The sequence below is a fragment of the Pseudomonas sp. PA1(2017) genome, assembly GCF_001945375.1.
GTDB lineage: Bacteria > Pseudomonadota > Gammaproteobacteria > Pseudomonadales > Pseudomonadaceae > Aquipseudomonas.
In genome coordinates, this window is the sequence record NZ_MSXU01000013.1 from 88,493 (window position 1) to 111,089 (window position 22,597).

The window sequence follows — 22,597 nt, forward strand, 5'->3', positions numbered from 1 at the left end:
ACTTGGGGCGGGTTCTCAGGTGACTGGGGCGGGATTGAACAGCACCAGATCGTTATGCAGGCGATGCTTCTCGGCCCAGGTCTGCTGCTTGCCGCTGGCGATGTCCAGGTAGAGCTGGAAGATGTGCCAGCCCATTTCCTCGAGGGACATGCGCCCCGAGGTGATCTGCCCGGCGTCGACATCAATCAGGTCCGGCCAGCGTTCGGCCAGCTGGGTGCGGGTGGCCACCTTGATCACCGGCACCATGGACAGACCGTAGGGCGTGCCGCGGCCGGTGGTGAAGATGTGCAGGTTCATGCCGGCGGCCAGTTGCAGGGTGCCGCAGATGAAGTCGCTGGCCGGGGTGGCGCAGAACCACAGGCCCTTGCCGCGAATCCGCTCGCCGGGCGAGACCACGCCGACGATCGGGCTGTTGCCGGACTTGGCGATCGAGCCCATGGCCTTTTCGACGATGTTGTTGAGGCCGCCCTTCTTGTTGCCCGGCGTGGTGTTGGCGCTGCGATCAGCCATGCCACGCTCGAGATAGCGGTCATACCAGTCCATTTCGCGGATCAGCGCATCGGCCACTTCGACGCTGGCGGCGCGCGGAGTCAGCAGATGGATTCCATCACGCACCTCGGTGTTCTCGGAGAACATCACGGTGGCGCCGGCCCGTACCAGCAGGTCGGCCGCTACGCCCAGCGCCGGGTTGGCGGTGATGCCGGAGAAGGCGTCGCTGCCGCCGCACTGCATGCCCACCACCAGCTCGGAAGCCGGCACGGTTTCGCGGCGACGCTGATCGAGCACCTTCAGGCGATCTTCGATCATGCCCATGATCTGCTCGATCATGCCGGCGAAACCGGTGCCCGAATCCTGCAGGCGGAACAGCCACTCTTCCTCGTCCTGGCCGCAGGTCAGGGCGTCACCGTCCATCAGCTGGTTGGCCTGCAGTTTCTCGCAGCCCAGGCTGATCACCAGCGCCTGGCCGCCCAGGTTGGGGTTGCGGCTGATGTTGTAGAGCGTGCGGATCGGCACCACGGCGTCCGGTGCGTTGATCGCCACGCCACAGCCGTAACTGTGCGACAGCGGCACCACGTCATCGACATTCGGATACTTGGGGAGGATTTCCTTGCGCACGCGCTCGACGCAGTGGTCGAGCACGCCGACCACGCACTGCACCGTGGTGGTGACGCCAAGGATGTTGCGCGTGCCGACGGTGCCATCGGCATTGCGGAAGCCTTCGAAGGTGTAGCCGTCCAGCGGTTCGGGCGTCGGTGCCTTGATGGTCGCCTTGGGCAGGTTGTCCAGCACCGGCGGCTCGGGCATGCGCAACAGCGCCTCGGTCACCCAGGTGCCGGCAGGAATAGGATTCAGGGCGTAGCCGATCACTTCCCCGTAGCGCACCACGTTGCCGCCTTCGGCAATCGCCACCAGCGACACCTTGTGGCTCTGGGGAATGCCCTCCAACGCCTCCAGGCCGTCGGCAAAACGGCCACCGGCCGCCACCCCCTGTTCGTTGACCACCACGCCGACGTTGTCATCGGGATGCAGGCGGATGTATCGCGGGGAGTCCTGATGTTGAATGAGATCCATGGGGCTAATCCTTTTCTTGTTGTAAAAGCACGGTCATGGCCTCGCCTGCCGGTGCCAGGCGAGGCCGCGAGCGGTCAGGTTGCCGGAGCGGGCGAAGCCTGTTCGCCAAGCGCCTGGCCATTTTCATCCTTCAGCACCACGCGCTGAATGCGACCGACGATGAACAGGTAGCTGAACACCGCGACCAGGGCGTTGGCGCCAACGTACACCAGTGCCCACTTGAACGAGCCGGTGGCGCTGATGATGTAGCCGATGACGATAGGCGTGGTGATCGAGGCGATGTTGCCGAAAGTGTTGAACAGGCCGCCGGACAGGCCCGCGATCTGCTTGGGCGAGGTGTCCGAGACCACGGCCCAGCCAAGGGCGCCGAGACCTTTGCCGAAGAAGGCCAGGGTCATGAAACCGACCACCATCCATTCGGCCGACACGTAGTTGCACAGCACCATGCTGGTCGACAGCATCAGGCCGCAGACGATAGGCAGCTTGCGCGCCAGGGTCAGGCTATTGCCACGGCGCAGCAGCCAGTCGGAGATCACCCCGCCGAGCACGCCGCCGACGAAACCCATGATCGCCGGCAAGGAGGCGATGAAGCCGGCCTTGAGGATGGTCATGCCACGCTCCTGGACCAGGTAAACCGGGAACCAGGTGAGGAAGAAGTAGGTGATGGCGTTGATGCAGTACTGGCCCAGGTACACGCCGACCATCATGCGGTTGGTCAGCAATTGGGTGATGTAGTGCCACTTCGGCCCACCGCTGCCCTTGGCCTGATCCATGTCGACCAGGCCGCCATTGCTGGCGATGTGCTCGACCTCGGCAGCGCTGATACGCGGGTGTTCCTTGGGGTTGTAGATGGTCTTCATCCAGATGCCGGCGAAGACGATGCCCAGTACGCCCATGACCACGAACACGTGCTCCCAGCCGAAGGAATAGACGATCCAGCCCATCAGCGGCGCGAACAGTGCGGTGGCGAAGTACTGCGCCGAGTTGAAGATCGCCGATGCGGTACCGCGCTCGGCCGTCGGGAACCAGGCCGCGACGATACGGGCGTTACCCGGGAACGACGGCGCTTCGGCGAAGCCGACCATGAAGCGCAGCACGAACAGGGTCACCACCGCCCAGGCCACCGGCATCATGCCGACGAAGCCCTGCAGCAGGGTGAACAGCGACCAGATGAAAATGCCGGCGGCATATACGCGCTTGGAACCGAAGCGGTCGAGCAGCCAGCCACCCGGGATCTGCCCGATCACGTAGGCCCAGCCGAAGGCGGAGAAGATGTAGCCGAGGGTTACCGCATCGATACCCAGATCCTTCTGCATGCTGGAGCCTGCGATGGAAATGGTGGCGCGGTCGGCGTAGTTGATGGTGGTTACCAGAAACAGCATCAGCAGTATCAGGTAACGGACGTGGGTTTTCTTTGTGTCTCCCATGGAGATCTCACCTCGATGTTATTTTTATTGCTGACAGGCGCGTCCGGACGCGCCAGCCGCCCAAGGGCGGGGTCATGAAGTTTGAAAACGGAGTTGTATCTGGCCGGCTAGCTCGTGGCAGGAGCCGTCGCGACACCCGGATAGGGTTTCGAAGCGTTGGACGCAGACAGGGACGAACGGAAACTGCCCGTGTTGGGGCATGGAGAGGACGTGCGGATACTGTTTTTCACGGTTTTATTATCCTTATTGGCTGACGGCGCCTGGCTGGCAGATCGGCAATCGATGATTGCGCAATCAATGCAGCATTCGATACGGCACTACGCAGTTCGCTACACAGTCGACTTTACTATGATTGCGCAATCATTCAAGCAATTTCTTGTTACGTTGTCAGTTGTCTGATGAGAGGTTGATTCGGGTCAGGTGGTTTCGCGGTCGATCAGCGTGAAACCGGTGTCCAGCCGCACCGGCTGCTGCTCGTCACCGTCGCGAAAACGCTGCAGCAGCGCACTGGCGACGTGCTTGCCCATGCGCCGACCATCGATGTTCACCGTCGACAGTGCCGGATGAAGATGGGCAGCACTGGACAGATCCCCGAAGCCCATGACGGCCAGCTGACCCGGCACCTCGATGCCCCGGCTCGCCGCCTCTGCCAGGATGCCCTGGGCCACGGTATCCGAACTGCAGACGATCACCTGCGGAGCGTGCCCGTCGGCAAGCAGCTGACGCAGCCCTTCCCTGCCGCTCTGCAGGGTGGCAGGCGCGGCGAGCACCGCCATGGGCACCTCGTCGATGCCCAGCGCCTTGAGCTGGTCGATCACGCTGCTGCCGCGCTTGAGCGCCCGGGAGTCATCGACCGAAACGATGGCGAAGCGGCGGTAGCCCTTGCCGTGCAGGTGATCGGCAATCGCCTGGCCGACCTTCTCATGGGAGAACCCCACCTGCATGTCGATGGGCGATGCGCCCAGGTCCCAGGCCTCGACCACCGGAATGCCCGCCGCCTGCAAACGTAGCCGGCTTTCCTCGGTGTGCAGGGTGCCGGTCAGCACGATGCCATCGGGGCGCCGACCAAGCACCGCGCCGAGCAGCCGCTCTTCCTGCTCGGCCGAGTAGCCGGTCAGGCCGATCATCGTCTGGTAGCCCGCGGTGGTCAGGTGATCCATCAGCGATTGTACGGTTTCGGCGAAGATCGAGTGGGCGATGGTCGGCACGAAAATCGCCACCAGCCGGCTCTTGTTCGAGGCCAGTCCGCCAGCCAGCATGTTCGGCACATAGCCGGTCACCCGCACGGCTTCGAGCACCTTCTTGCGGGCGCTTTCGCTGACCACGTCGGGCCGGTGCAGAGCGCGGGACACGGTGATCGGCGAAACGCCGGCCACCTTGGCCACGTCGATCAGCGTCACGCTCGCGCCCTTGCTCGCAGGCGTGGAGGAAGATGAAGCGCGAGATTTCTTTGCCATGACGGGCCGCTGGCTGCGTGAAGGATCGCGCATCTTAACCAGCCGGCCGGGCAGTAACCAGAGATCCCGCGGTAATCGGATGGCGCCTGGCAGAACGAAAAAACCCGGGCACGAGGCCCGGGCTTGTGGAGCGGCAGCGTCGCCGACTGGCCGACGCGCAGCCAGTCGTGGATGACCGTTACTGCGCGCCCTGGGCGTCGATCAGCGCCGCAAGCTGCTCGTACTCGCCTGGCAGCAGCTCGGTCAGCGGGGCGCGGACCGGGCCGGCGTCGTAGCCGGAGATCTTGGCGCCCGCCTTGACGATGCTCACCGCGTAGCCGGATTTACGGTTACGGATGTCCAGGTACGGCAGGAAGAAATCATCGATGATCTTGCCGACGGTGGCGTGATCTTCGCGGGCAATGGCGTGGTAGAAGTCCATCGCGGTTTTCGGGATGAAGTTGAACACCGCCGAGGAATAGACCGGCACGCCCAGGGCCTTGTAGGCCGCAGCGTAGACTTCGGCGGTCGGCAGGCCGCCCAGATAGGTCAGGCGCTCGCCCAGGCGGCGACGGATGGAGACCATCAGCTCGATATCACCCAGGCCATCCTTGTAGCCGATCAGGTTCGGGCAACGCTCGGCCAGTTGCTCGAGCAGATCGGCGTTCAAACGGCAGACGTTGCGGTTGTAGACCACCACACCGATCTTCACCGATTTGCACACCTGCTCGACGTGAGCGGCGACGCCTTCCTGGGAGGCTTCGGTCAGGTAGTGCGGCAGCAGCAGCAGGCCCTTGGCACCCAGGCGCTCGGCTTCCTGTGCGTACTGGATGGCCTGGCGGGTGGAGCCACCGACGCCGGCGAGAATCGGCACGCTGCCTGCGCAGGTATCGACGGCAGTCTTGATCACCGACGAATACTCGTCAGCGGCCAGGGAGAAGAACTCACCGGTGCCGCCGGCGGCGAACAGCGCGGTGGCGCCGTACGGGGCCAGCCACTCCAGGCGGCGGACGTAACCTGCCGGGTTGAATTCACCGGCAGCGTCGAAGTCGGTCAGCGGGAACGACAGGAGGCCGGAGGAGAGGACGGTTTTTAATTCTTGTGGAGTCATTCTTCTTACACCCTTGGATGAGGACATGGAGGCCGTTACCGGCAACTGACGTCATACGTTATCGTACAACTATAAAAAATCCAAGCATCTCGATGCATTTTTCTTCGTGATCGAGACCATCGGCTGGCTCTAGGCACAAAGCCCCGAATTGTCCAAAAATTAGCCAAAACCTCAATAATTCTCCAATTACATGGCTATTTCTATGCTTTATATTGAAGAAAAGTCGCTTTCCAGCCTGACGACAAGGTTGCCGCACGCCTGAATCGCCTCAGACGGCTGGCAACCAAGTCATACGATGACTTCGCTTGGAAAGCCTCGTTATTCGAACAATGACAAAGGTGCGCTACATGACGACACCCACTACCCGCTCCATCCGGCCACTGCCCTCTCCCGCAGGCGCGACGCACCAGCGGATGCCTGCCTCGTTCAGCCCAGCGCCCTGCGCAAGGTCGCCAAGAACATACGGCTGAGCCAGCGCTCTCCTCCATCGCGATATCCCGCACCAACGCGGCCCTGATCGGCTGCGCCGAAATCGGCAGCTCGCTGCTCGCCGAGCTCCGCCATGCACAACAACAAGAGAAGGAATCACTTCATGCCACAGACCTCCCTACGCACTGCACTCGGCCTGGTCGCCGCGCTTTGCATGAGCGCCGCTGCCACTCACGTCCAGGCTGATGACAGCTACCCGAACAAGGCCATCCAGGTGGTTCTGCCCATCGCCCCCGGCGGGGACACCGATGTCAACGCCCGGGTCTTCAACCGCTACCTGGAAAAGGAGCTGGGCAAACCGCTGGTGGCGGTGAACGTCGATGGCGGCGGTGGCACCATCGGCATGCGCCGCGTGATGTCGGCCAAGCCCGATGGCTACACCGCGCTGTTTTTCCATGGCGAGGCCATGGTGCCGAAACTGGCTGGCCTGTCGGACATCGATATCGACGATTTCCAGATGGTCGCCGTGGCCATGGAAGACGACACCACCATTCTGGTGACCGGCAAGGATGCGCCCTACAAGGACATGAAATCCTTCGTCGACTACGCCAAGGCTAACCCCGGCAAAACCCGCTTCGGCATGCTCACCGGCGGCTATCCGCACCTGGTGGGCGTGGCGCTTGAGGAGGAACTGGGCGTGAAGATGAATCTGATCGACGTGGGCGGGAACACCGCCAAGATCGTCGCCCTGCGCGGCGCCCGCGTGGATCTGATCAACGTCCAGTACAACCTGGTGCGCGACTACCTGAAGGCAGGCAGCTTCGTCAGCCTCGGGCTGCTCTCCGATGAACGCAACCCGTTGATCGCTGACGAGCCGACCACCGCCGAACAGGGCTTCCCGGCCAGCTTCAGCAAGTTCTTCTTCTTCGCCATGCCCAAGCAAACACCGCCCGATGTGGTCGAGACGTTCTCCGCAGCGGTCAAGCGCGTGGTCGACAACCCCGAGTACCAGGCAGAAGCCAGGAAGATGCTGGTGACCCCGACCTACCTCGGCCCGGAAGAGGGTGCGGCGTTCGCCAAGGCACAGCAACAAACCCTGCAGCAGTACCAGAGCCTGCTGCGCGGCCAATAGGCCTGCCTGCTCGGCATCCATGGCGTCGCCAGGCGGCGCCCTCGCCTGTTTCCATCCGCCGCGCGGCGTTGCCGAGCGGCGCGGGAGAGTCTGCATGTCTCGATTTGCCCTTCGCGATTACCGCGACCTGATCACCGGCTCGGCGGTGATACTCGGTGCCGTGGCGATGTTCGTCGCCTCCGCCAACCTCAAGGACTTCGCCGCCATTGGTGTCGGCGCCTCGTTCATGCCGCGCCTGACCGCCCTGCTGCTGTTCATCGTCGGCCTGGTGATCGCCGCGTCCACCTGGCGCACCGGTGGCCGCAACCGCAAACCGCTCAAGACCGAAGCTGCAGAGCCCGGAGTGTTCGGCGGCCTGCCGGCCGTGCTGCTGAGCATGGTGCTGATGTTCATCTACCTGGCATTGCTCGACCCGCTGGGTTTTCTGCTGTCGTCGGTGCTCTACGCCTTTGCCCAGATGATCGTGCTGACCAAGGACGGCAATCGCCGCTATGGGCTGTTCGGCCTCTGCGCCGTGCTCACGGCCATCGCCGCCTATTACCTGTTCGTCAATGTGTTCGACATCAGCCTGCCCGCCGGGCTGCTGGGCTAGCGCACTGAAAGGAGCTTCATCATGTTGATCGAAGGCATTCTGTCGATTCTCAATTTCCAGACCCTGTTCCTGATCATCGGCGGCACGGTGCTGGGCATCATCATCGGCGCCATTCCCGGCCTGACGGTGACCATGGGCGTGGCACTGTTCCTCCCGGTGACCTTCGCCATGAGCCCGGTGGACGGTCTGTCGCTACTCATGGGCCTGTATATCGGCGGCACCTCGGGCGGGCTGATTCCGTCCATTCTGCTGAACATTCCCGGCACCCCGGCTTCGGTGGCGACGACCTTCGATGGCTATCCCATGGCGGTGCGCGGTGAAGCCGGCAAGGCGCTGTCGGTGGCGATCATCTCGTCGTTCCTGGGCGGCGTGTTCAGCCTGCTGGTGCTGTTCGCGGTGTCGCCGATCCTGGCGGAGGTGGCGCTCAAGTTCGGCCCCTACGAATACTTCGCCGTGGCGCTGTTCTCCCTGACCCTGGTCGCCGGCCTGAGTGGCGGCTCCCTGGCGCGGGGCATGGCGGCGGCGGGTATTGGCCTGACCGTCTCCTTCGTCGGCATGGCGCCAATCACGGCCTTTCCGCGCTTCACCTTCGACTGGCACGAACTGGACGCCGGCATCACCCTGCTGCCAGCGTTGATTGGCCTGTTCGCGGTGTCGCAGATCCTCGAAGAAGCCGAATCGCGCAAACCGCAGAAGAAGCTGCAGGTACTCAGCTATAAGCTGAGCAATCTGGGCTTTTCGGTGAAGGCCACCATCGCCCACTTTCCCAACTGGCTGCGCTCGTCGCTGATCGGCACCGGCATCGGTGTCCTGCCGGGCCTGGGCGCCGCGGTGTGCAACATCCTCGCCTACGGCGCGGCGAAGAAGCGCTCCAAGCACCCGGAAAAGTTCGGCACCGGAGTCAGTGACGGCGTGATCGCCAGCGAATCCTCGGGCAACGCCTCCACCGGCGGCGGCATGGTACCGCTACTGACCCTGGGCATTCCCGGCGACAACACCTCGGTGATCCTGCTGGCCGGCTTCATGATCCACGGCATCACCCCCGGCCCAATGCTGTTCGAAACCCAGAGCCTGCTGGTGTACGGCATCTTCGCGGCCCTGGTGGTCTCCAACCTGGCGATGATCATCGCCCTGTTCGGCCTGATGCGCGGCTTCGTGCACATCCTGTCGGTGCCCAAGCACATCCTCCTGCCGATCATCATGCTGCTCTGCGTGATCGGTGCCTACGGCATCAACAACCGCCTGTTCGACGTTGGCTGCATGCTGGTGTTCGGCGTGCTCGGCTGGCTGATGAAAAAGGCCTCGATGCCGATCACCCCACTGCTGCTGGGCTTCATTCTCGGCCCGATCATCGAGACCAACCTGCGCCGCGGCCTGATGAGCAGCCAGGGCGACTTCATGCCCTTCATCACCGAACCGATCTCCGGCACGGTGCTGGTCGCCACCGTGATCGTGGTCATCGTGACCGCCTACAGGGAATGGACGAAGATTCGCCGGCCACACGGGCAGGTGATCACCAGCAGCTAAGCGACAAGGAAACACCAAGCCGCTGCGCCCTCAAGGGTGCAGCGGCTTTTTTGTGGGCGCGAAAATCTGTTGCTCGCCAGGCGGGCAAGCGTTCTGTAATCGCCGGATCGATGGCTGCAATATGGCGGGAGCGGTCGTTATTCGATCTACTGTAGGAGCCGCGACCTCGCGGCGAATCGCTCAGGCACCGCCGAAATAGGCAGTCAGGCTGCAATCGTTTCGCCCCGAGGTCGGGGCTCCCACAGGTTGGTTTGAGTGGCCGCTTTTGCCTTGCAACAACCATCCAAAAACGCAAAAGCCCAGGCACAAGGCCTGGGCTCTTTCGTATCGCCGCTCGCGCGTGAAGCTTACTGAGCGCCTTGCTTCTTGATCAGCGCAGCCAGCTTCTCGTACTCGTCCGGCAGCAGATCGGTCAGCGGGGCGCGGACCGGGCCGGCGTCGTAACCGGAGATCTTGGCGCCGGCCTTGACGATGCTCACGGCATAGCCGGCCTTGCGGTTACGGATGTCCAGGTAAGGCAGGAAGAAGTCGTCGATGATCTTGGCGACGGTAGCGTGATCGTCCTTGGCGATGGCGTGGTAGAAATCCATCGCGGTTTTCGGGATGAAGTTGAACACCGCCGAGGAGTATACCGGCACGCCCAGGGCCTTGTAGGCCGCAGCGTAGACTTCAGCGGTCGGCAGACCGCCCAGGTAGCTGAAGCGATCACCCAGACGACGACGGATGGAAACCATCAGCTCGATATCACCCAGGCCGTCCTTGTAGCCGATCAGATTCGGGCACCGCTCGGCCAGTTGCTCGAGCAGCGGCGCGTTCAGGCGGCAGACGTTGCGGTTGTAGACCACCACACCGATCTTCACCGATTTGCACACCTGCTCGACGTGAGCAGCAACGCCTTCCTGGGAAGCTTCGGTCAGGTAGTGCGGCAGCAGCAGCAGGCCCTTGGCGCCCAGGCGCTCGGCTTCCTGTGCGTACTGGATGGCCTGCCGGGTGGAGCCACCGACGCCGGCGAGAATCGGCACGCTGCCTGCGCAGGTATCGACGGCGGTCTTGATCACCGACGAATACTCGTCAGCGGCCAGGGAGAAGAATTCACCGGTGCCGCCGGCAGCGAACAGCGCGGTGGCGCCGTACGGGGCCAGCCACTCGAGGCGGCGCACGTAGCCTTCAGGATTGAATTCGCCTTGGGCATCGAAATCGGTCAGCGGGAAAGAAAGCAGACCGGAGGAGAGGACGGATTTTAATTCTTGTGGGGTCATTCTTCGAACACCTGTAGCGCATGTGGAAAGAGGCAGCCGCTGGCTGTAGAGATACGTTATCGTACGACAATAACTAAAACCATCCCCTCTGCGACCTTTTATACGCCAAGGGTTCGCAAAAGTCGTCGCTCGAAGCACCGCTGACTGCCGATAAATGCCCGTGACCAACCAGTCATTTCCTGGCTGTCGACATTGCGCAAAACCATGCGCAAACGCACCACGCCTGCGGTTTCTGGCATACCAGATGGATTGCCGAGGTTTTGCGTTGACAGCGCAATCGGAGGCTGTTGATAATCCTCTCACGTCATACGACAACCGATAACAAGCTCTCCATAAAAACAAACCAGAGACCGCTTCCGCCATGACTACCTCTTCCAATGCGCAACCGCCCTTCCATCGCCTGCTGCTCACTGGCGCGGCAGGCGGATTGGGCAAGGTGCTGCGTGAGCGCCTGCAGCCACTGACCGAGATCCTGCGTCTTTCCGACATCGCCGAAATGGCGCCGGCCGAAGGCCCGCACATCGAGTTGCAGATCTGCGATCTGGCCGACAAACAGGCCGTTCACCAGTTGGTCGAAGGCGTCGACGCCATCCTGCACTTCGGTGGCGTATCGGTGGAGCGTCCGTTCGAGGAAATCCTCGGCCCGAACATCAGTGGCGTGTTCCATATCTACGAAGCGGCGCGTCGCCATGGCGTCAAACGCGTGATCTTCGCCAGCTCCAACCATGTCATCGGCTTCCACAAGCAGACCGATACCATCGACGCCGACGCGCCACGTCGCCCGGATGGCTACTACGGCCTGTCGAAGTCCTACGGCGAGGACATGGCCAGCTTCTACTTCGATCGCTACGGCATCGAGACCGTCAGCATCCGCATCGGCTCCTCGTTCACCGAGCCGCTGAACCGCCGCATGATGAGCACCTGGCTGAGCTACGACGATCTGGTACAGCTGATCGAACGCAGCCTCACCACGCCTAACGTCGGCCACACCGTGGTCTACGGCGCCTCGGCGAACAAGACCCTGTGGTGGGACAACAGCAAGGCCGCCCACCTGGGCTTCGCACCCAAGGACACATCAGAAGTATTCCGCGACAAGGTCGAGGCCCAGCCCCCAGTGCCGGCGGATGACCCGAATGCGCTCTATCACGGCGGCGCCTTCACGGCAGCCGGCCCGTTCGGCGACGACTGAGACCGCACCCTCCCCTCGACAACAATAACAAGAGGTCGGACATGCCCAAGCAAGCCGAACTGATTCTCGATGCCCGTAATGCCGTGGGCGAAAGCCCAGTGTGGAGCGAGCGGGATCAGGCCCTGTACTGGGCCGACATTCCCAACAAGCGCCTGTACCGCTGGAACCTGGCGGACGCCAGCACGCAAAGCTGGGAAGCCGACGAAATGCTCGCCTGCATCGCCCAGCGCGCCGATGGCAGCTGGGTCGCTGGCATGCAGAGCGGCATCTTTCAGCTCACCGCTGGCGACGACGGGCGCCTGAACGGCGAGCGCCTGGTCGAGGTCAGCCATGCCCGCGAGCAGATGCGTTTCAATGACGGCCGCTGCGACCGCCAGGGGCGCTTCTGGGCCGGCAGTATGCTGATGGACATGGGTGCGGGCGCCAACGTCGGCGCGCTGTATCGTTACGATGGCGCCGGCCAGGCCAGCCTGCCGGTGCTGCTCGACGACCTGATCGTGCCCAACGGCCTGGGCTTCAGCCCGGACGGCCGCATCATGTACCTTTCCGACTCGCATCCTTCGGTGCAGGCCATCTGGGCGTTCGACTACGACATCGACAGCGGCACCCCGCACAGCCGGCGCCTGTTCGTCGACATGAACGACTACCCCGGCCGCCCAGATGGCGCCGCGGTGGACGCCGATGGCTGCTACTGGATCTGCGGCAACGATGCCGGCCTGATTCACCGTTTCACCCCGGCCGGGCGCCTCGACCGCTCCCTGGAAGTGCCGGTGAAAAAGCCGACCATGTGCGCCTTTGGCGGCCCCAACCTCGACACCCTGTTCGTCACCTCGATTCGCCCGGGCGGCAACCTGGACGATCAACCACTGGCCGGGGGCGTGTTCGCCCTGCAACCGGGTGTCAGTGGTCTGGCAGAAACCCCGTTCGGGCACTGATAACAACCCTGGCCCTGGCGATTCGCGGGGCGCCAGCCGTTACACAACGCTGCAAACCAACAACAACAAAACGGAGCTTCACATGAACTTCAAGCGCAAGTTGCTCATCGCCGCACTCCCGCTGGCATTCGGCCTGTCCAGCCTGGCTCAGGCGGACATCACCCTGAAGATCGCTGAAATCCACCCGGCCGGCTACCCGACCGTGGTGGCCATGGAAAACCTCGGCAAGAAACTCGATACCGCCACCAACGGCGAGATCAAATCGCGCATGTTCGCCGGTGGCGTACTGGGCTCCGAGAAGGAAGTGATCGAACAGACCCAGATCGGTGCCGTACAGCTGACCCGCGTCAGCCTCGGCTCGGTCGGCTCGGTGGTACCGGCCACCAACGTCTTCAACATGCCGTTCGTGTTCCGCGACATCGACCACATGCGCAAGGTGGTGGACGGTGAAATCGGCCAGGAAATTCTCGACTCCATCACCAACTCCGACTTCAACATGGTCGGCCTGGCGTGGATGGAAGCCGGCAGCCGCAGCCTCTACACCAAGAAGCCGGTACGCAAGATCGAAGACCTCAAGGGCATGAAGATCCGCGTGATCGGCAACCCGCTGTTCATCGACACCCTCAACGCCATGGGCGGCAACGGCATCGCCATGGACACCGGTGAAATCTTCAGCGCCCTGCAGAGCGGCGTGATCGACGGCGCCGAGAACAACTCGCCGACCCTGCTCGAGCACAACCACTTCCGCGAAGCCAAGTACTACACCCAGACGCACCACCTGATCCTGCCCGAGCCGCTGCTGATGTCCAAGACCACCTGGGAGAAGCTGACCCCGGAGCAGCAGACCCTGGTCAAGAAGCTGGCCAAGGAAGCGCAACTGGAAGAGCGTGATCTGTGGGTCGCCAAGGAAAACGCGTCCAACGAGAAGCTCAAGGCCGAAGGCGTCGAGTTCATCGAAATCGACACCAAGCCGTTCTACGACGCGACCGCTCCGGTACGTGAGAAGTACGGCGCCCAGTACGCCGATCTGATCAAGCGCATCGAAGCCGTCAAGTAACAGGTCTTGAAAAGCCAGCTGCGTTGCCGCTGACGCTTTTCAATGACCTGATAAAAATCTCGCGCAAGCGTACGGAGCCGGTGTTCTGCCGGCTCCACACCTTCCGGTGAAGTCTCATGAAAAATCTGGTTCTGGGCGTCAATGACGCCATTTATCGTGCCTGCATCATCGTCACAGGTCTCGCGATCGTGATCATGGCCACGATCATCCCCTGGGGCGTCTTCAGCCGTTATGTGCTGGGGCAAGGATTGGGCTGGCCCGAGCCCATCTCCGTCATGTTGATGGTGGTGTTCACCTTTATCGGTGCCGCTGCCAGCTACCGTGCCGGAGCTCACATGGCCGTGACTTCGCTGACCGACCGCATGCCGCAAGGCGCGCAGCCCGTCATCACCCTGTTCGTACGCCTGATGATGGGCGCCGTCGCCCTGTTCATGCTGATCTGGGGCTACAAACTGTGCATGGCTACCTGGAACCAGTTCCTCAGCACCCTGCCTTCGGTTCGCGTCGGCATCAGCTACATGCCGATTCCGGTCGGTGGTTTCATCACCCTGTTGTTCGTGATCGAACAGATCCTCTACGGCGACCAGCACAAACGCCGCGCCGTCAACTTCGAAGCCGCTGAAGAAGCCAAGGAGGCCGTGTAATGGATGCCCTCATTCTGGTGGGCAGCTTCATTGCCCTGATCATGCTGCGCGTCCCCGTGGCCTATTCGCTTGGCATCGCGGCGCTGATCGGCGCCTGGTGGATCGAGATCCCCCTGCATGCCGTGATGATCCAGGTCGCCGGTGGCGTCAACAAGTTCTCCCTGCTGGCCATTCCGTTCTTCGTGCTGGCTGGCGCGATCATGGCCGAAGGCGGCATGGCGCGTCGCCTGGTGGCGTTCGCCGGTGTGCTGGTGGGCTTCGTGCGCGGCGGCCTGTCGCTGGTGAACATCACCGCGTCCACCTTCTTCGGCGCGATCTCCGGTTCGTCCCTGGCCGACACCGCCTCGGTGGGTTCGGTGCTGATCCCGGAGATGGAAAAGAAAGGCTACCCCCGTGAATTCGCCACCGCCGTGACCGTTTCCGGTTCGGTGCAGGCGCTGCTCACTCCGCCCAGCCACAACTCGGTGATCTACTCCCTGGCAGCCGGCGGCACGGTGTCCATCGCCGCGCTGTTCATGGCCGGTATCGGCCCGGGTCTGCTGATGAGCGCCACCATGGCCACGCTGTGCCTGTGGTTCGCCAAGAAGCGCAACTACCCGAAAGGCGAAGTGATCCCGCTGCGTCAGGCCATCAAGATCTGCGTCGAAGCCCTGTGGGGCCTGATGACCATGGTCATCATCCTCGGCGGCATCCTCTCCGGCGTGTTCACCGCCACCGAGTCGGCTGCCGTGGCGGTGATCTGGGCGTTCTTCGTGACCATGTTCATCTACCGCGACTACAAGTGGCGTGAACTGCCGAAGATGATGCACCGCACCGTGCGCACGCTGTCGATCGTGATGATCCTCATCGCCTTCGCCGCCGCGTTCGGCTACATCATGACCCTGATGCAGATCCCGTCGAAGATCACCACCGCGTTCCTGACCCTGTCGGATAACCGCTACGTGATCCTGATGTGCGTGAACATCATGCTGCTGGCCCTGGGCACCATCATGGACATGGCGCCGCTGATCCTGATCCTGACCCCGATCCTGCTGCCGGTGGTGACCTCCTTCGGTGTCGACCCGGTACACTTCGGCATGATCATGCTGGTCAACCTGGGCATCGGCCTGATCACCCCGCCGGTCGGCGCGGTGCTGTTCGTCGGCGCCGCCATCGGCAAGGTGACCATCGAAGCCACCGTGAAGGCGCTGCTGCCGTTCTATCTGGCCCTGTTCATGGTGCTGATGGCCGTGACCTACATCCCGGCAATCTCGCTGTGGCTGCCTAGCGTCGTACTCTGATACCGCTCCACCCGCGGCGGGTCATGCCTTGGCATGACCCGCCGTTTTTTTAGCGCAGCGAGAACGGTGATCAAACCGTCAGGCGCTCAAGGCTCAACTCGATACGGAAATTGTTTATGACTGCCCCTGCCCTGTTTCCCCGCCACATCGCCGTCATGATCCTGGCGTTGCTGGCCTGCTCCTTTGCCGGCAACCACATTGCCGCGCGTATCGCCTTCGACAACGAAACCGGCCTGCTGCTGGCGATCCTCTGCCGCTCCGGCGTGACCATGCTGGTGCTGCTCGGCATCGTGCTGTGGCAACGCCAGGCCCTGCAGATGCCGCCTGGGGCCTGGCGCTGGCAATTGCTGCTGGGCCTGTTGATCGCCACCCAGAGCATCTGCCTGTACTCGGCCGTGGCGCGTATTCCCGTGGCGCTGGCCCTGCTGATCGGCAACACCTTCCCGATCCTCCTCGCCCTGCTCACCTGGGCACTGGGCGGCTCGGCGCCGACACGCCGTACGGTGATGCTGATGGGCCTGATTCTGCTGGGCCTGGTTTTCGCCCTGGATTTGCCAGCGCGCCTGGGCGCCAGCGAGCAGATCGGCCCCGAGTGGATCGTCGGCGTGAGCGCGTCATTCCTGGCCGCCTGCGTATTCGCCTGCGCGCTGTGGATAACTGACCACAAGCTCTCCAGCCTGCGCGGCTCGGTGCGCAGCATGCTGACCCTGATGATCGTGTTCAGCAGCATGGCACTGGCCGGCAGCGCCGACCTGATTCCTGGCGGCATGAACCTGCCGGCCAATTCCACTGGCTGGACCGCCCTGGGAACGCTGGTGCTGCTTTACGGCATCGCCTTCTGCATGCTGTTCGTCACCGTGCCGCGCCTCAACATGGCCAAGAACGCCCCGGTGATGAACATGGAGCCCATCGCCACGCTGCTGTTCGGCTGGCTGCTGCTGGATCAGGTACTGAGTGGCATGCAGATGATCGGCGGCGCGATCGTGCTGGCGGGAATCGTGTTGCTGACCTACCGCAAGGACGCCTGAGCACCGATATGCGATCAGCCGTGCCTCCGCCTCGCGGCAACGAAAAAGGGCTTGGGTGCCGATCTACGCAGGTAGATTCGGCACCCAAGCCCTCTGGGGGTCTACGGGCTTCAGGCCTGCTTGGCCGCCACCTCGGCGGACTCGTGGGCCTGACGCAGGCGCTCCCGGCTGTTGGTCAGGTGCAGGCGCATGGCGGCACGGGCGGCATCGGAATCCTGGCGAGCGATGGCCTCAAAGATCTGCTCGTGCTCGCGCTCAAGACGCGCCATGTAATGGGCATGGTCGTCATGGGCGATACGCGCCGAGTTGAGCCGGGTACGTGGAATGATGCTGGTGCCCAGGTGGCTCATGATATCGGTGAAGTAGCGGTTGCCCGTGGCATGGGCGATCTGCAGGTGAAATTGGAAATCAGACGACACCGCATCGCTTTCGTGGGCAGCGCCCTCGTTGAGCGCATCCAGCGCCTGGCGCATGGAAGCCAGTTGCTCGGGCGTGCGACGCTGGGCGGCCAGACCAGCGGATTCCACTTCCAGGCTGATCCGCAGCTCGAGCACGGCCAGCACCTCACGCAGGGTGACGATGGTCGCCGGGTCGATGCGAAAACCGCCGGGATTGGGCGTATCCAGCACGAAGGTGCCGATGCCGTGGCGGGTTTCCACCAGGCCAGACGCCTGCAGACGCGACAACGCTTCACGCACCACGGTGCGGCTGACGCCCTGCTCTTCCATGATCGCCGACTCGGTCGGCAATTTGTCACCACGCTTGATCACCCCGTCGCGAATGCGCTGGGACAACTCTGCGACCAGTTCCTGTGCCAGGCTGCGATGCTTGCGCCGCGCACGTGGCTGCGTGTTCTGAGTTTCCATAGAGATCGTTATCGTCTGGATGGCCAAAGCGCATCATATCTCAGAGAGTTGTATGATGACACGTTCTTCGTTTATCTCCGCCTAACGGCTCGATAACTGCACAGGTACTGCCCTATGTCGACCGACACTCTACACCTGCACGACGGTATTACCCAGCTCACTCTGTTACCGGGAGTTGGCGGGGCTATCGGCAACTGGGCGGTGGTCGCCACTGGCCAGCCGCTGTTGCGCCCTGCCGACGAGCAGGCGCTCAAGGCCGGTACGCCGCGCCAGCTCGGCTGCTACCCACTGGCGCCGTGGTCCAACCGCATCACCGGAGGCGGTTTCGACAACCCCGAGGGCTGGCTGGCCCTGGCTGCCAACGCCGACAATTCGCCTCTGCCGATTCACGGCAGCGCCTGGCAGCAACCCTGGCAGGTGATCGAGCACAGTGAGCGCTCGGCGCTGCTGCGCCTCGAGAGCCAGACGCCGTTCGCCTACACCGCCGAGCAGCGCTTCGAGCTGGATGACGGTCGTCTGACGATTCACCTGCAGGTCACCCATCGCGACAAATCCCCCACCTGGCATGGCCTGGGCCTGCATCCGTATTTTCCGCGTACGCCCCATACGCGCCTGCAGGCCGGCGCCGGACAGGTCTGGCAATGCGATGCCAACAGCCTGCCCACTGGCTTGAGCTCACTACCTGAGCACTGGAATTTCGCCGAGGAGCGGCAATTGCCGGCAGTCCATACCGACAACGCCTTCATCGGCTGGAACGGCCAGGCGCGAATCGTCGAACCAGACGCTGGATACAGCCTGGAGATCGCTAGCGATCAGGGCATCTACCTGCTGTTCTGCCCCGAAGGCAAACCCTTCTTCTGCTTCGAACCAGTCAGCCATCCGGTCAACGCCCACCACCTGCCCGGCAAACCCGGCCTGGTGCTACTGAGCGAAAATCAGCGCCTAGGCCTCACCTTCACCTTGCAATACCGGCCCCTGAATTGAGCCGAGTGGTTCACGCCGCGGGGCTGCCGTGCTGGACTTTCCGCGCGGGTTGATGATAATCACCCGCTTGCCCCGTGTTCGGTCGCAGCTGCGAATAACCTGAACTATCGAAGGGGTATAGGCTTCATAAAGATGTGGTGACCGTATCAGTGAGACCGCCTGGTCTTACGTTGTTGCCCATCTCTCCATCAGAAACCATGGGTACTATCGTGACGAAAGACGAACTGCGCGCCGAACTCGAGCGCCAGGCGCAGCGTTACAAGGATGTATACGGCGGTGAAGTGATCACCTATGCCGCCCAACCGGATCCGGAACGCAAGCCGTGGCGCAAGAAGGCCAGCCTGCTGGACCAGGCCTTCGACAAAGAAATCGAAAAGATCGAAAAAGATCTGTCCAGCAAGGCCGAGGCCAGAGCCGAAAGCGCCTGATGGCGTAACGGCTCCCGGGCTGCGCCAGGCAGCCCACGAACAGGCTCAGCGCCGCCTGGAACCTGACTTGCCGCCCAACAGCGATCCCAGTACGCCCCGTACCAACTGCCGACCGAGTTGATTGGCGACTTGGCGCATGGCGCTTTTCACCGCCTGGCTCGCCAGGCCGCCGAGAAACTCGCCCGCCACGCTGACGGTCGACGGCGCCTGCTTGCCTGCCTGTACCTGCTCGCTCGCCTGGGTCGCGCGGGCGGTGAGAATCTCGTATGCGGATTCTCGGTCGAAGGGTTTGTCGTACTGCCCGGCCAAGGGCGATTGGCGGATCAGCGCAGCGCGCTCGCCATCCGACAGGGGCCCTATGCGCGATTGCGGCGGCGCGATAGCGACACGCTGGACCATGGCTGGCGTGCCCTTGTCCTCCAGCGTACCCACTAGTGCCTCGCCGATGCCCAGCTCGGTGAGCACGCTCAGGCAATCGAACGCCGGATTGGGCCGAAAGCCTTCGGCCACGGCGCGCAAGGCCTTCTGTTCACGGGTGGTGAACGCCCGCAGCCCATGCTGGATGCGCAAGCCGAGCTGGGCCAGCACATCGTCGGGCAGATCGCCCGGCGACTGGGTGACGAAGTACACGCCCACGCCCTTGGAACGAATCAGCCGTACCACTTGCTCCAGGCGCGCCTGCAGCGCCTTCGGGGTGTCGGCGAACAGCAGATGGGCTTCATCGAAGAACAGCGCCAGCACTGGCTTGTCGGCATCGCCGCGCTCGGGCAGTTGCTCGAACAACTCGGCCAGCAGCCAGAGCAGGAAGGTCGCGTAGACCTTCGGCGCCTCGTGAACCAGGCGGCTGGCGTCGAGCAGGTGAATACGCCCACGGCCATCGCGATCCGGCTGCAGAATGTCTTCGAGCTGCAACGCCGGCTCGCCGAACAGCGCCTCGCCGCCTTGCTGCTCGAGGCTGGCCAGGCGGCGCAACAGCGCCTGGGCCGAACCGCTGGTGAACAGCGCGCTGTCGGCGCCCAGTACCTCGGGCTGTTCCTTGAGATGATTCAGCAGCGCCTTGAGATCCTTCAGGTCGAGCAGCAGCAGGCCTTCACGGTCGGCGACCTTGAACGCCGCGTACAACGCTGCCTGCTGGCTGTCGGTGAGTTCCAGCAGCGCGCCAAGCAGCAGAGGCCCCATTTCGCTCAACGTAGTGCGCAGCGGATGGCCGCTCTGCCCGTGCACATCCCACAAACTGACCGGGTAGGCCGTTGGGCTGTGCGCCAACCACGGCATGCTGGCGATACGCTCGGCAACCTTGCCTTGTGGCGTGCCGGCTGCGCCCAGGCCGCACAGGTCGCCCTTGACGTCCGCCGCGAATACGGCGACCCCGGCATCACTGAAATTCTCGATCAGACGCTGCAGGGTGACCGTCTTGCCGGTGCCCGTGGCACCGGCGATCAAGCCGTGCCGATTGGCCAGGCGCAGCGACTGGCCGACGGCTTCGCCATCAATGCCCGCGCCCAGAACGAATTGCTGATTCAACGCCATACCACCGTCCTCTGGATTAAAGCTTTAGGGTGCTGCTGCCGACATAACCGCCAGGTTACGACCGATTCAGCCTGCGCCGGATCGCACGCCCTGCCCCACTCGCCACCTGGCGACGCCCCACAAGACTGGTTCCAGTGATTATCGGACGCAAGATGCCATGACGAGAAACCTGCAGTTCAGCCACAAGATCCTGCTGGCCGCCACCCTGGTGGTCACGGTCGCCTTCGCTCTGTTCAGCCTCTACAACGACAGCCGCCAGCGTAGCAGCATTCAGGCATCGCTCCAGAGTAACCTGAGCCAGGCCAGCAACGCCGCCGCCGGCAATATCGAAAGCTGGTTGTCCGGGCGTATTCTGCTGGTCGAGAGCCTGGCCCAGAACCTGGAGCTGGCCGTTGCGGGCGGCAACCTGCAAGACGTCATTTCCCGACCGGTGTACAAGGGCGCGTTCCTCTCCACTTATATCGGTGTGCAGAGCGATGGCCGCTTCCTGTCCAGCCCGCCGACCCAAATGGCCGCCGGCTACGACCCGCGCACTCGCCCCTGGTACAAGGACACCGCCCAGGCCAACCGCACCATCCTCACCGCGCCCTACGTCGACCAGATCACCAACTCCCTGGTGATTTCGCCGATCGCTCCGGTGCGTGGCCCGGATGGCAAGCCGTTCGGCATGACCGGCGGCGACGTCAGTCTGGACACGCTGGTGAAGATCATCAACTCCATCGAACTGGGCGACCTGGGCTATGCGTTCCTGGTCAGCAAGGACGGCACCGTACTGGTTCACCCCCAGGGCGAACTGGTGATGAAGAACCTGCGCGACCTCTACCCGAATACCACCATCGGCCTGGACAGCAAGCTCACCGAGGTCACCCAGGACGGCCAGGAACGCCTGCTGACCTTCTCGCCGGTAAAAGGCCTGCCGGACGTGCAGTGGTACGTGGGCCTGTCCATCGACAAGAACCTGGCCTACGCGGCGCTGGATGAATTCCGCCTATCGGCTGCCATCGCCACGCTGATCGCCGTAGTCCTGATCATCGCCCTGCTCGGTGTGCTGATCCGCGTGCTGATGCAGCCGCTGACCACCATGGGCAAGGCCATGGAAGATATCGCCCGCGGTGAGGGCGACCTGACCAAACGCCTGGCCATCCAGTCCCAGGACGAATTCGGTGCGCTGGCCAGCTCGTTCAACCGTTTCGTCGAGCGCATCCACGCCTCGATCCGCGAAGTGTCCTCGGCCACCGCCCAGGTCAACGAAGTCGCCAAGCTGGTGGTCAACGCCTCCAACTCCTCGATCGTCAACTCCGACGAGCAGGCCAGCCGCACCAACAGCGTGGCCGCGGCGATCAACGAACTGGGCGCCGCCGCTCAGGAAATCGCCCGCAACGCCGCGGACGCCTCCAGCCAGGCCTCCGACGCCCGCCATCAGGCCGAGGACGGCGGCAAGGTTGTGCAGCAAGCGATCAACGCCATGACCGACCTCTCGGCCAAGGTCGTCGATGCCCGCGGCAAGATCGAGATGCTCGCCGGCAAGACCGCGGACATCGGGCAGATTCTCGAGGTGATCAAGAGCATTTCCCAGCAGACCAACCTGCTGGCCCTCAACGCCGCCATCGAAGCCGCGCGCGCTGGCGAGGCGGGCCGCGGTTTCGCGGTGGTGGCCGATGAAGTGCGCAACCTGGCTCACCGCACCCAGGAGTCGGCCCAGGAAATCGAGAAGATGATCGAGGAGCTGCAGGTCGGCTCCCGCGAGTCGGTCACCACCATGACCGAAAGCCAGCACTACAGCGAGCAGAGCGTGGAAGTCGCCAACCAGGCCGGCGAACGCCTGGGCAGCGTGACCCTGCGCATTGGCGAGATCGACGGCATGAACCAGTCGGTGGCAACTGCCACCGAGGAGCAGACCTCGGTGATCGAGGCACTGAACATGGACATTACCGAGATCAACACCCTCAATCAGGAAGGCGTGGAAAACCTACAGGCCACCCTGCGCGCCTGCGCCGACCTGGAGCAGCAGGCCGCGCGCCTCAAGCATCTGGTCGACAGTTTCCGGATCTGAGAGCCTGTTCATAATCGTTAAGCCCAGGTTCGTCGACTTTGGCGGCTAAGTGGCGGGAGCGGCCGTTATCCGATCCATTGTGGGAGCCGCGACCTCGCGGCGAATCGCTCAGGCACCG

General features: G+C 63.2%; 19 protein-coding genes. 12 read left to right on the forward strand and 7 right to left on the reverse strand.

Annotated features, from left to right (window positions below):
• Window positions 1-15: 15 nt before the first annotated feature.
• From garD to kdgD (BVH01_RS18775), 4 genes are all read right to left on the reverse strand, one after another.
• On the reverse strand, window positions 16-1,572 hold the full coding sequence (garD, locus tag BVH01_RS18755; protein ID WP_075931758.1) for a galactarate dehydratase: 1,557 nt from the start codon (window positions 1,570-1,572) through the stop codon (window positions 16-18).
• A 74-nt stretch (window positions 1,573-1,646) separates the two neighbouring features.
• Window positions 1,647-2,999 carry an MFS transporter gene (locus BVH01_RS18760; protein WP_075931759.1) on the reverse strand — a complete coding sequence of 451 codons (1,353 nt, stop codon included), beginning with the start codon at window positions 2,997-2,999 and terminating at the stop codon, window positions 1,647-1,649.
• 416 nt (window positions 3,000-3,415) lie between these two features.
• A complete protein-coding gene (locus BVH01_RS18770) occupies window positions 3,416-4,456 on the reverse strand; it encodes a LacI family DNA-binding transcriptional regulator (RefSeq protein WP_075931761.1) in 1,041 nt (346 codons plus the stop codon).
• Between the two features lie 178 nt (window positions 4,457-4,634).
• Complete coding sequence (gene kdgD, locus BVH01_RS18775) at window positions 4,635-5,546, reverse strand: 5-dehydro-4-deoxyglucarate dehydratase (protein ID WP_075931762.1); 912 nt, start codon at window positions 5,544-5,546, stop codon at window positions 4,635-4,637.
• Window positions 5,547-6,138: 592 nt separating this feature from the next.
• Between kdgD (BVH01_RS18775) and BVH01_RS18780 the strand changes: the two genes are divergently transcribed.
• The 3 genes from BVH01_RS18780 (at window position 6,139) to BVH01_RS18790 (ending at window position 9,226) form a co-directional block, all read left to right on the forward strand.
• The gene (locus BVH01_RS18780; protein ID WP_075931763.1) at window positions 6,139-7,107 is read left to right on the forward strand and encodes a tripartite tricarboxylate transporter substrate binding protein; all 969 of its coding nucleotides are present in this window, start codon (window positions 6,139-6,141) and stop codon (window positions 7,105-7,107) included.
• Between the two features lie 94 nt (window positions 7,108-7,201).
• Window positions 7,202-7,699 (forward strand): tripartite tricarboxylate transporter TctB family protein, encoded by a 498-nt coding sequence (locus BVH01_RS18785; protein ID WP_075931764.1) that lies wholly within the window; start codon window positions 7,202-7,204, stop codon window positions 7,697-7,699.
• A gap of 21 nt (window positions 7,700-7,720) precedes the next feature.
• Window positions 7,721-9,226 carry a tripartite tricarboxylate transporter permease gene (locus BVH01_RS18790; protein WP_075931765.1) on the forward strand — a complete coding sequence of 502 codons (1,506 nt, stop codon included), beginning with the start codon at window positions 7,721-7,723 and terminating at the stop codon, window positions 9,224-9,226.
• Window positions 9,227-9,573: 347 nt separating this feature from the next.
• Here the strand turns inward: BVH01_RS18790 and kdgD (BVH01_RS18795) are convergent, their stop codons facing one another.
• Window positions 9,574-10,485, reverse strand: coding sequence for a 5-dehydro-4-deoxyglucarate dehydratase (kdgD, locus tag BVH01_RS18795; protein WP_075931766.1), 912 nt, complete (start codon window positions 10,483-10,485; stop codon window positions 9,574-9,576).
• Window positions 10,486-10,846: 361 nt separating this feature from the next.
• On the opposite strand from kdgD (BVH01_RS18795), the gene BVH01_RS18800 reads away from it, so the two are divergent.
• The 6 genes from BVH01_RS18800 (at window position 10,847) to BVH01_RS18825 (ending at window position 16,618) form a co-directional block, all read left to right on the forward strand.
• A complete protein-coding gene (locus BVH01_RS18800; RefSeq protein WP_075931767.1) occupies window positions 10,847-11,674 on the forward strand; it encodes an NAD(P)-dependent oxidoreductase in 828 nt (275 codons plus the stop codon).
• 41 nt (window positions 11,675-11,715) lie between these two features.
• Entirely contained in the window at window positions 11,716-12,609 is an 894-nt protein-coding gene (locus BVH01_RS18805; protein ID WP_075931768.1) for an SMP-30/gluconolactonase/LRE family protein, read from the forward strand.
• Window positions 12,610-12,691: 82 nt separating this feature from the next.
• Window positions 12,692-13,666: a TRAP transporter substrate-binding protein gene (locus BVH01_RS18810; RefSeq protein ID WP_075931769.1), complete on the forward strand. Its 975-nt coding sequence runs from the start codon at window positions 12,692-12,694 to the stop codon at window positions 13,664-13,666.
• Window positions 13,667-13,782: 116 nt separating this feature from the next.
• Entirely contained in the window at window positions 13,783-14,310 is a 528-nt protein-coding gene (locus BVH01_RS18815) for a TRAP transporter small permease (RefSeq protein WP_075931770.1), read from the forward strand.
• Complete coding sequence (locus BVH01_RS18820) at window positions 14,310-15,590, forward strand: TRAP transporter large permease (protein WP_075931771.1); 1,281 nt, start codon at window positions 14,310-14,312, stop codon at window positions 15,588-15,590. The genes BVH01_RS18815 and BVH01_RS18820 overlap by 1 nt, the downstream gene beginning before the upstream one ends.
• A gap of 116 nt (window positions 15,591-15,706) precedes the next feature.
• Window positions 15,707-16,618, forward strand: coding sequence for an EamA family transporter (locus BVH01_RS18825; protein ID WP_075931772.1), 912 nt, complete (start codon window positions 15,707-15,709; stop codon window positions 16,616-16,618).
• A gap of 110 nt (window positions 16,619-16,728) precedes the next feature.
• On the opposite strand, the gene BVH01_RS18830 is transcribed toward BVH01_RS18825, so the two are convergent.
• Window positions 16,729-17,484: a FadR/GntR family transcriptional regulator gene (locus tag BVH01_RS18830; protein WP_070887592.1), complete on the reverse strand. Its 756-nt coding sequence runs from the start codon at window positions 17,482-17,484 to the stop codon at window positions 16,729-16,731.
• A gap of 114 nt (window positions 17,485-17,598) precedes the next feature.
• On the opposite strand from BVH01_RS18830, the gene BVH01_RS18835 reads away from it, so the two are divergent.
• Both BVH01_RS18835 and BVH01_RS18840 read left to right on the forward strand, forming a co-directional pair.
• Window positions 17,599-18,468, forward strand: coding sequence for an aldose 1-epimerase (locus BVH01_RS18835; protein ID WP_075931773.1), 870 nt, complete (start codon window positions 17,599-17,601; stop codon window positions 18,466-18,468).
• A gap of 209 nt (window positions 18,469-18,677) precedes the next feature.
• Entirely contained in the window at window positions 18,678-18,896 is a 219-nt protein-coding gene (locus BVH01_RS18840; protein ID WP_027906000.1) for a hypothetical protein, read from the forward strand.
• Window positions 18,897-18,941: 45 nt separating this feature from the next.
• Here the strand turns inward: BVH01_RS18840 and BVH01_RS18845 are convergent, their stop codons facing one another.
• The gene (locus BVH01_RS18845; RefSeq protein WP_075931774.1) at window positions 18,942-20,426 is read right to left on the reverse strand and encodes a helicase HerA-like domain-containing protein; all 1,485 of its coding nucleotides are present in this window, start codon (window positions 20,424-20,426) and stop codon (window positions 18,942-18,944) included.
• A 157-nt stretch (window positions 20,427-20,583) separates the two neighbouring features.
• Here BVH01_RS18845 and BVH01_RS18850 point away from each other — a divergent pair, with 157 nt between their 5' ends.
• Window positions 20,584-22,479, forward strand: coding sequence for a methyl-accepting chemotaxis protein (locus BVH01_RS18850; RefSeq protein WP_075931775.1), 1,896 nt, complete (start codon window positions 20,584-20,586; stop codon window positions 22,477-22,479).
• Window positions 22,480-22,597 lie beyond the last annotated feature (118 nt).

Excerpts from the sequence above, each read along its gene's own strand:
- garD (WP_075931758.1), bottom strand. The coding sequence starts at position 1,572 with ATGGATCTCATTCAACATCAGGACTCCCCGCGATACATCCGCCTGCAT.
- BVH01_RS18760 (WP_075931759.1), bottom strand. The coding sequence starts at position 2,999 with ATGGGAGACACAAAGAAAACCCACGTCCGTTACCTGATACTGCTGATG.
- BVH01_RS18770 (WP_075931761.1), bottom strand. The coding sequence starts at position 4,456 with ATGGCAAAGAAATCTCGCGCTTCATCTTCCTCCACGCCTGCGAGCAAG.
- kdgD (WP_075931762.1), bottom strand. The coding sequence starts at position 5,546 with ATGACTCCACAAGAATTAAAAACCGTCCTCTCCTCCGGCCTCCTGTCG.
- BVH01_RS18780 (WP_075931763.1), top strand. The coding sequence starts at position 6,139 with ATGCCACAGACCTCCCTACGCACTGCACTCGGCCTGGTCGCCGCGCTT.
- BVH01_RS18785 (WP_075931764.1), top strand. The coding sequence starts at position 7,202 with ATGTCTCGATTTGCCCTTCGCGATTACCGCGACCTGATCACCGGCTCG.
- BVH01_RS18790 (WP_075931765.1), top strand. The coding sequence starts at position 7,721 with ATGTTGATCGAAGGCATTCTGTCGATTCTCAATTTCCAGACCCTGTTC.
- kdgD (WP_075931766.1), bottom strand. The coding sequence starts at position 10,485 with ATGACCCCACAAGAATTAAAATCCGTCCTCTCCTCCGGTCTGCTTTCT.
- BVH01_RS18800 (WP_075931767.1), top strand. The coding sequence starts at position 10,847 with ATGACTACCTCTTCCAATGCGCAACCGCCCTTCCATCGCCTGCTGCTC.
- BVH01_RS18805 (WP_075931768.1), top strand. The coding sequence starts at position 11,716 with ATGCCCAAGCAAGCCGAACTGATTCTCGATGCCCGTAATGCCGTGGGC.
- BVH01_RS18810 (WP_075931769.1), top strand. The coding sequence starts at position 12,692 with ATGAACTTCAAGCGCAAGTTGCTCATCGCCGCACTCCCGCTGGCATTC.
- BVH01_RS18815 (WP_075931770.1), top strand. The coding sequence starts at position 13,783 with ATGAAAAATCTGGTTCTGGGCGTCAATGACGCCATTTATCGTGCCTGC.
- BVH01_RS18820 (WP_075931771.1), top strand. The coding sequence starts at position 14,310 with ATGGATGCCCTCATTCTGGTGGGCAGCTTCATTGCCCTGATCATGCTG.
- BVH01_RS18825 (WP_075931772.1), top strand. The coding sequence starts at position 15,707 with ATGACTGCCCCTGCCCTGTTTCCCCGCCACATCGCCGTCATGATCCTG.
- BVH01_RS18830 (WP_070887592.1), bottom strand. The coding sequence starts at position 17,484 with ATGGAAACTCAGAACACGCAGCCACGTGCGCGGCGCAAGCATCGCAGC.
- BVH01_RS18835 (WP_075931773.1), top strand. The coding sequence starts at position 17,599 with ATGTCGACCGACACTCTACACCTGCACGACGGTATTACCCAGCTCACT.
- BVH01_RS18845 (WP_075931774.1), bottom strand. The coding sequence starts at position 20,426 with ATGGCGTTGAATCAGCAATTCGTTCTGGGCGCGGGCATTGATGGCGAA.
- BVH01_RS18850 (WP_075931775.1), top strand. The coding sequence starts at position 20,584 with ATGACGAGAAACCTGCAGTTCAGCCACAAGATCCTGCTGGCCGCCACC.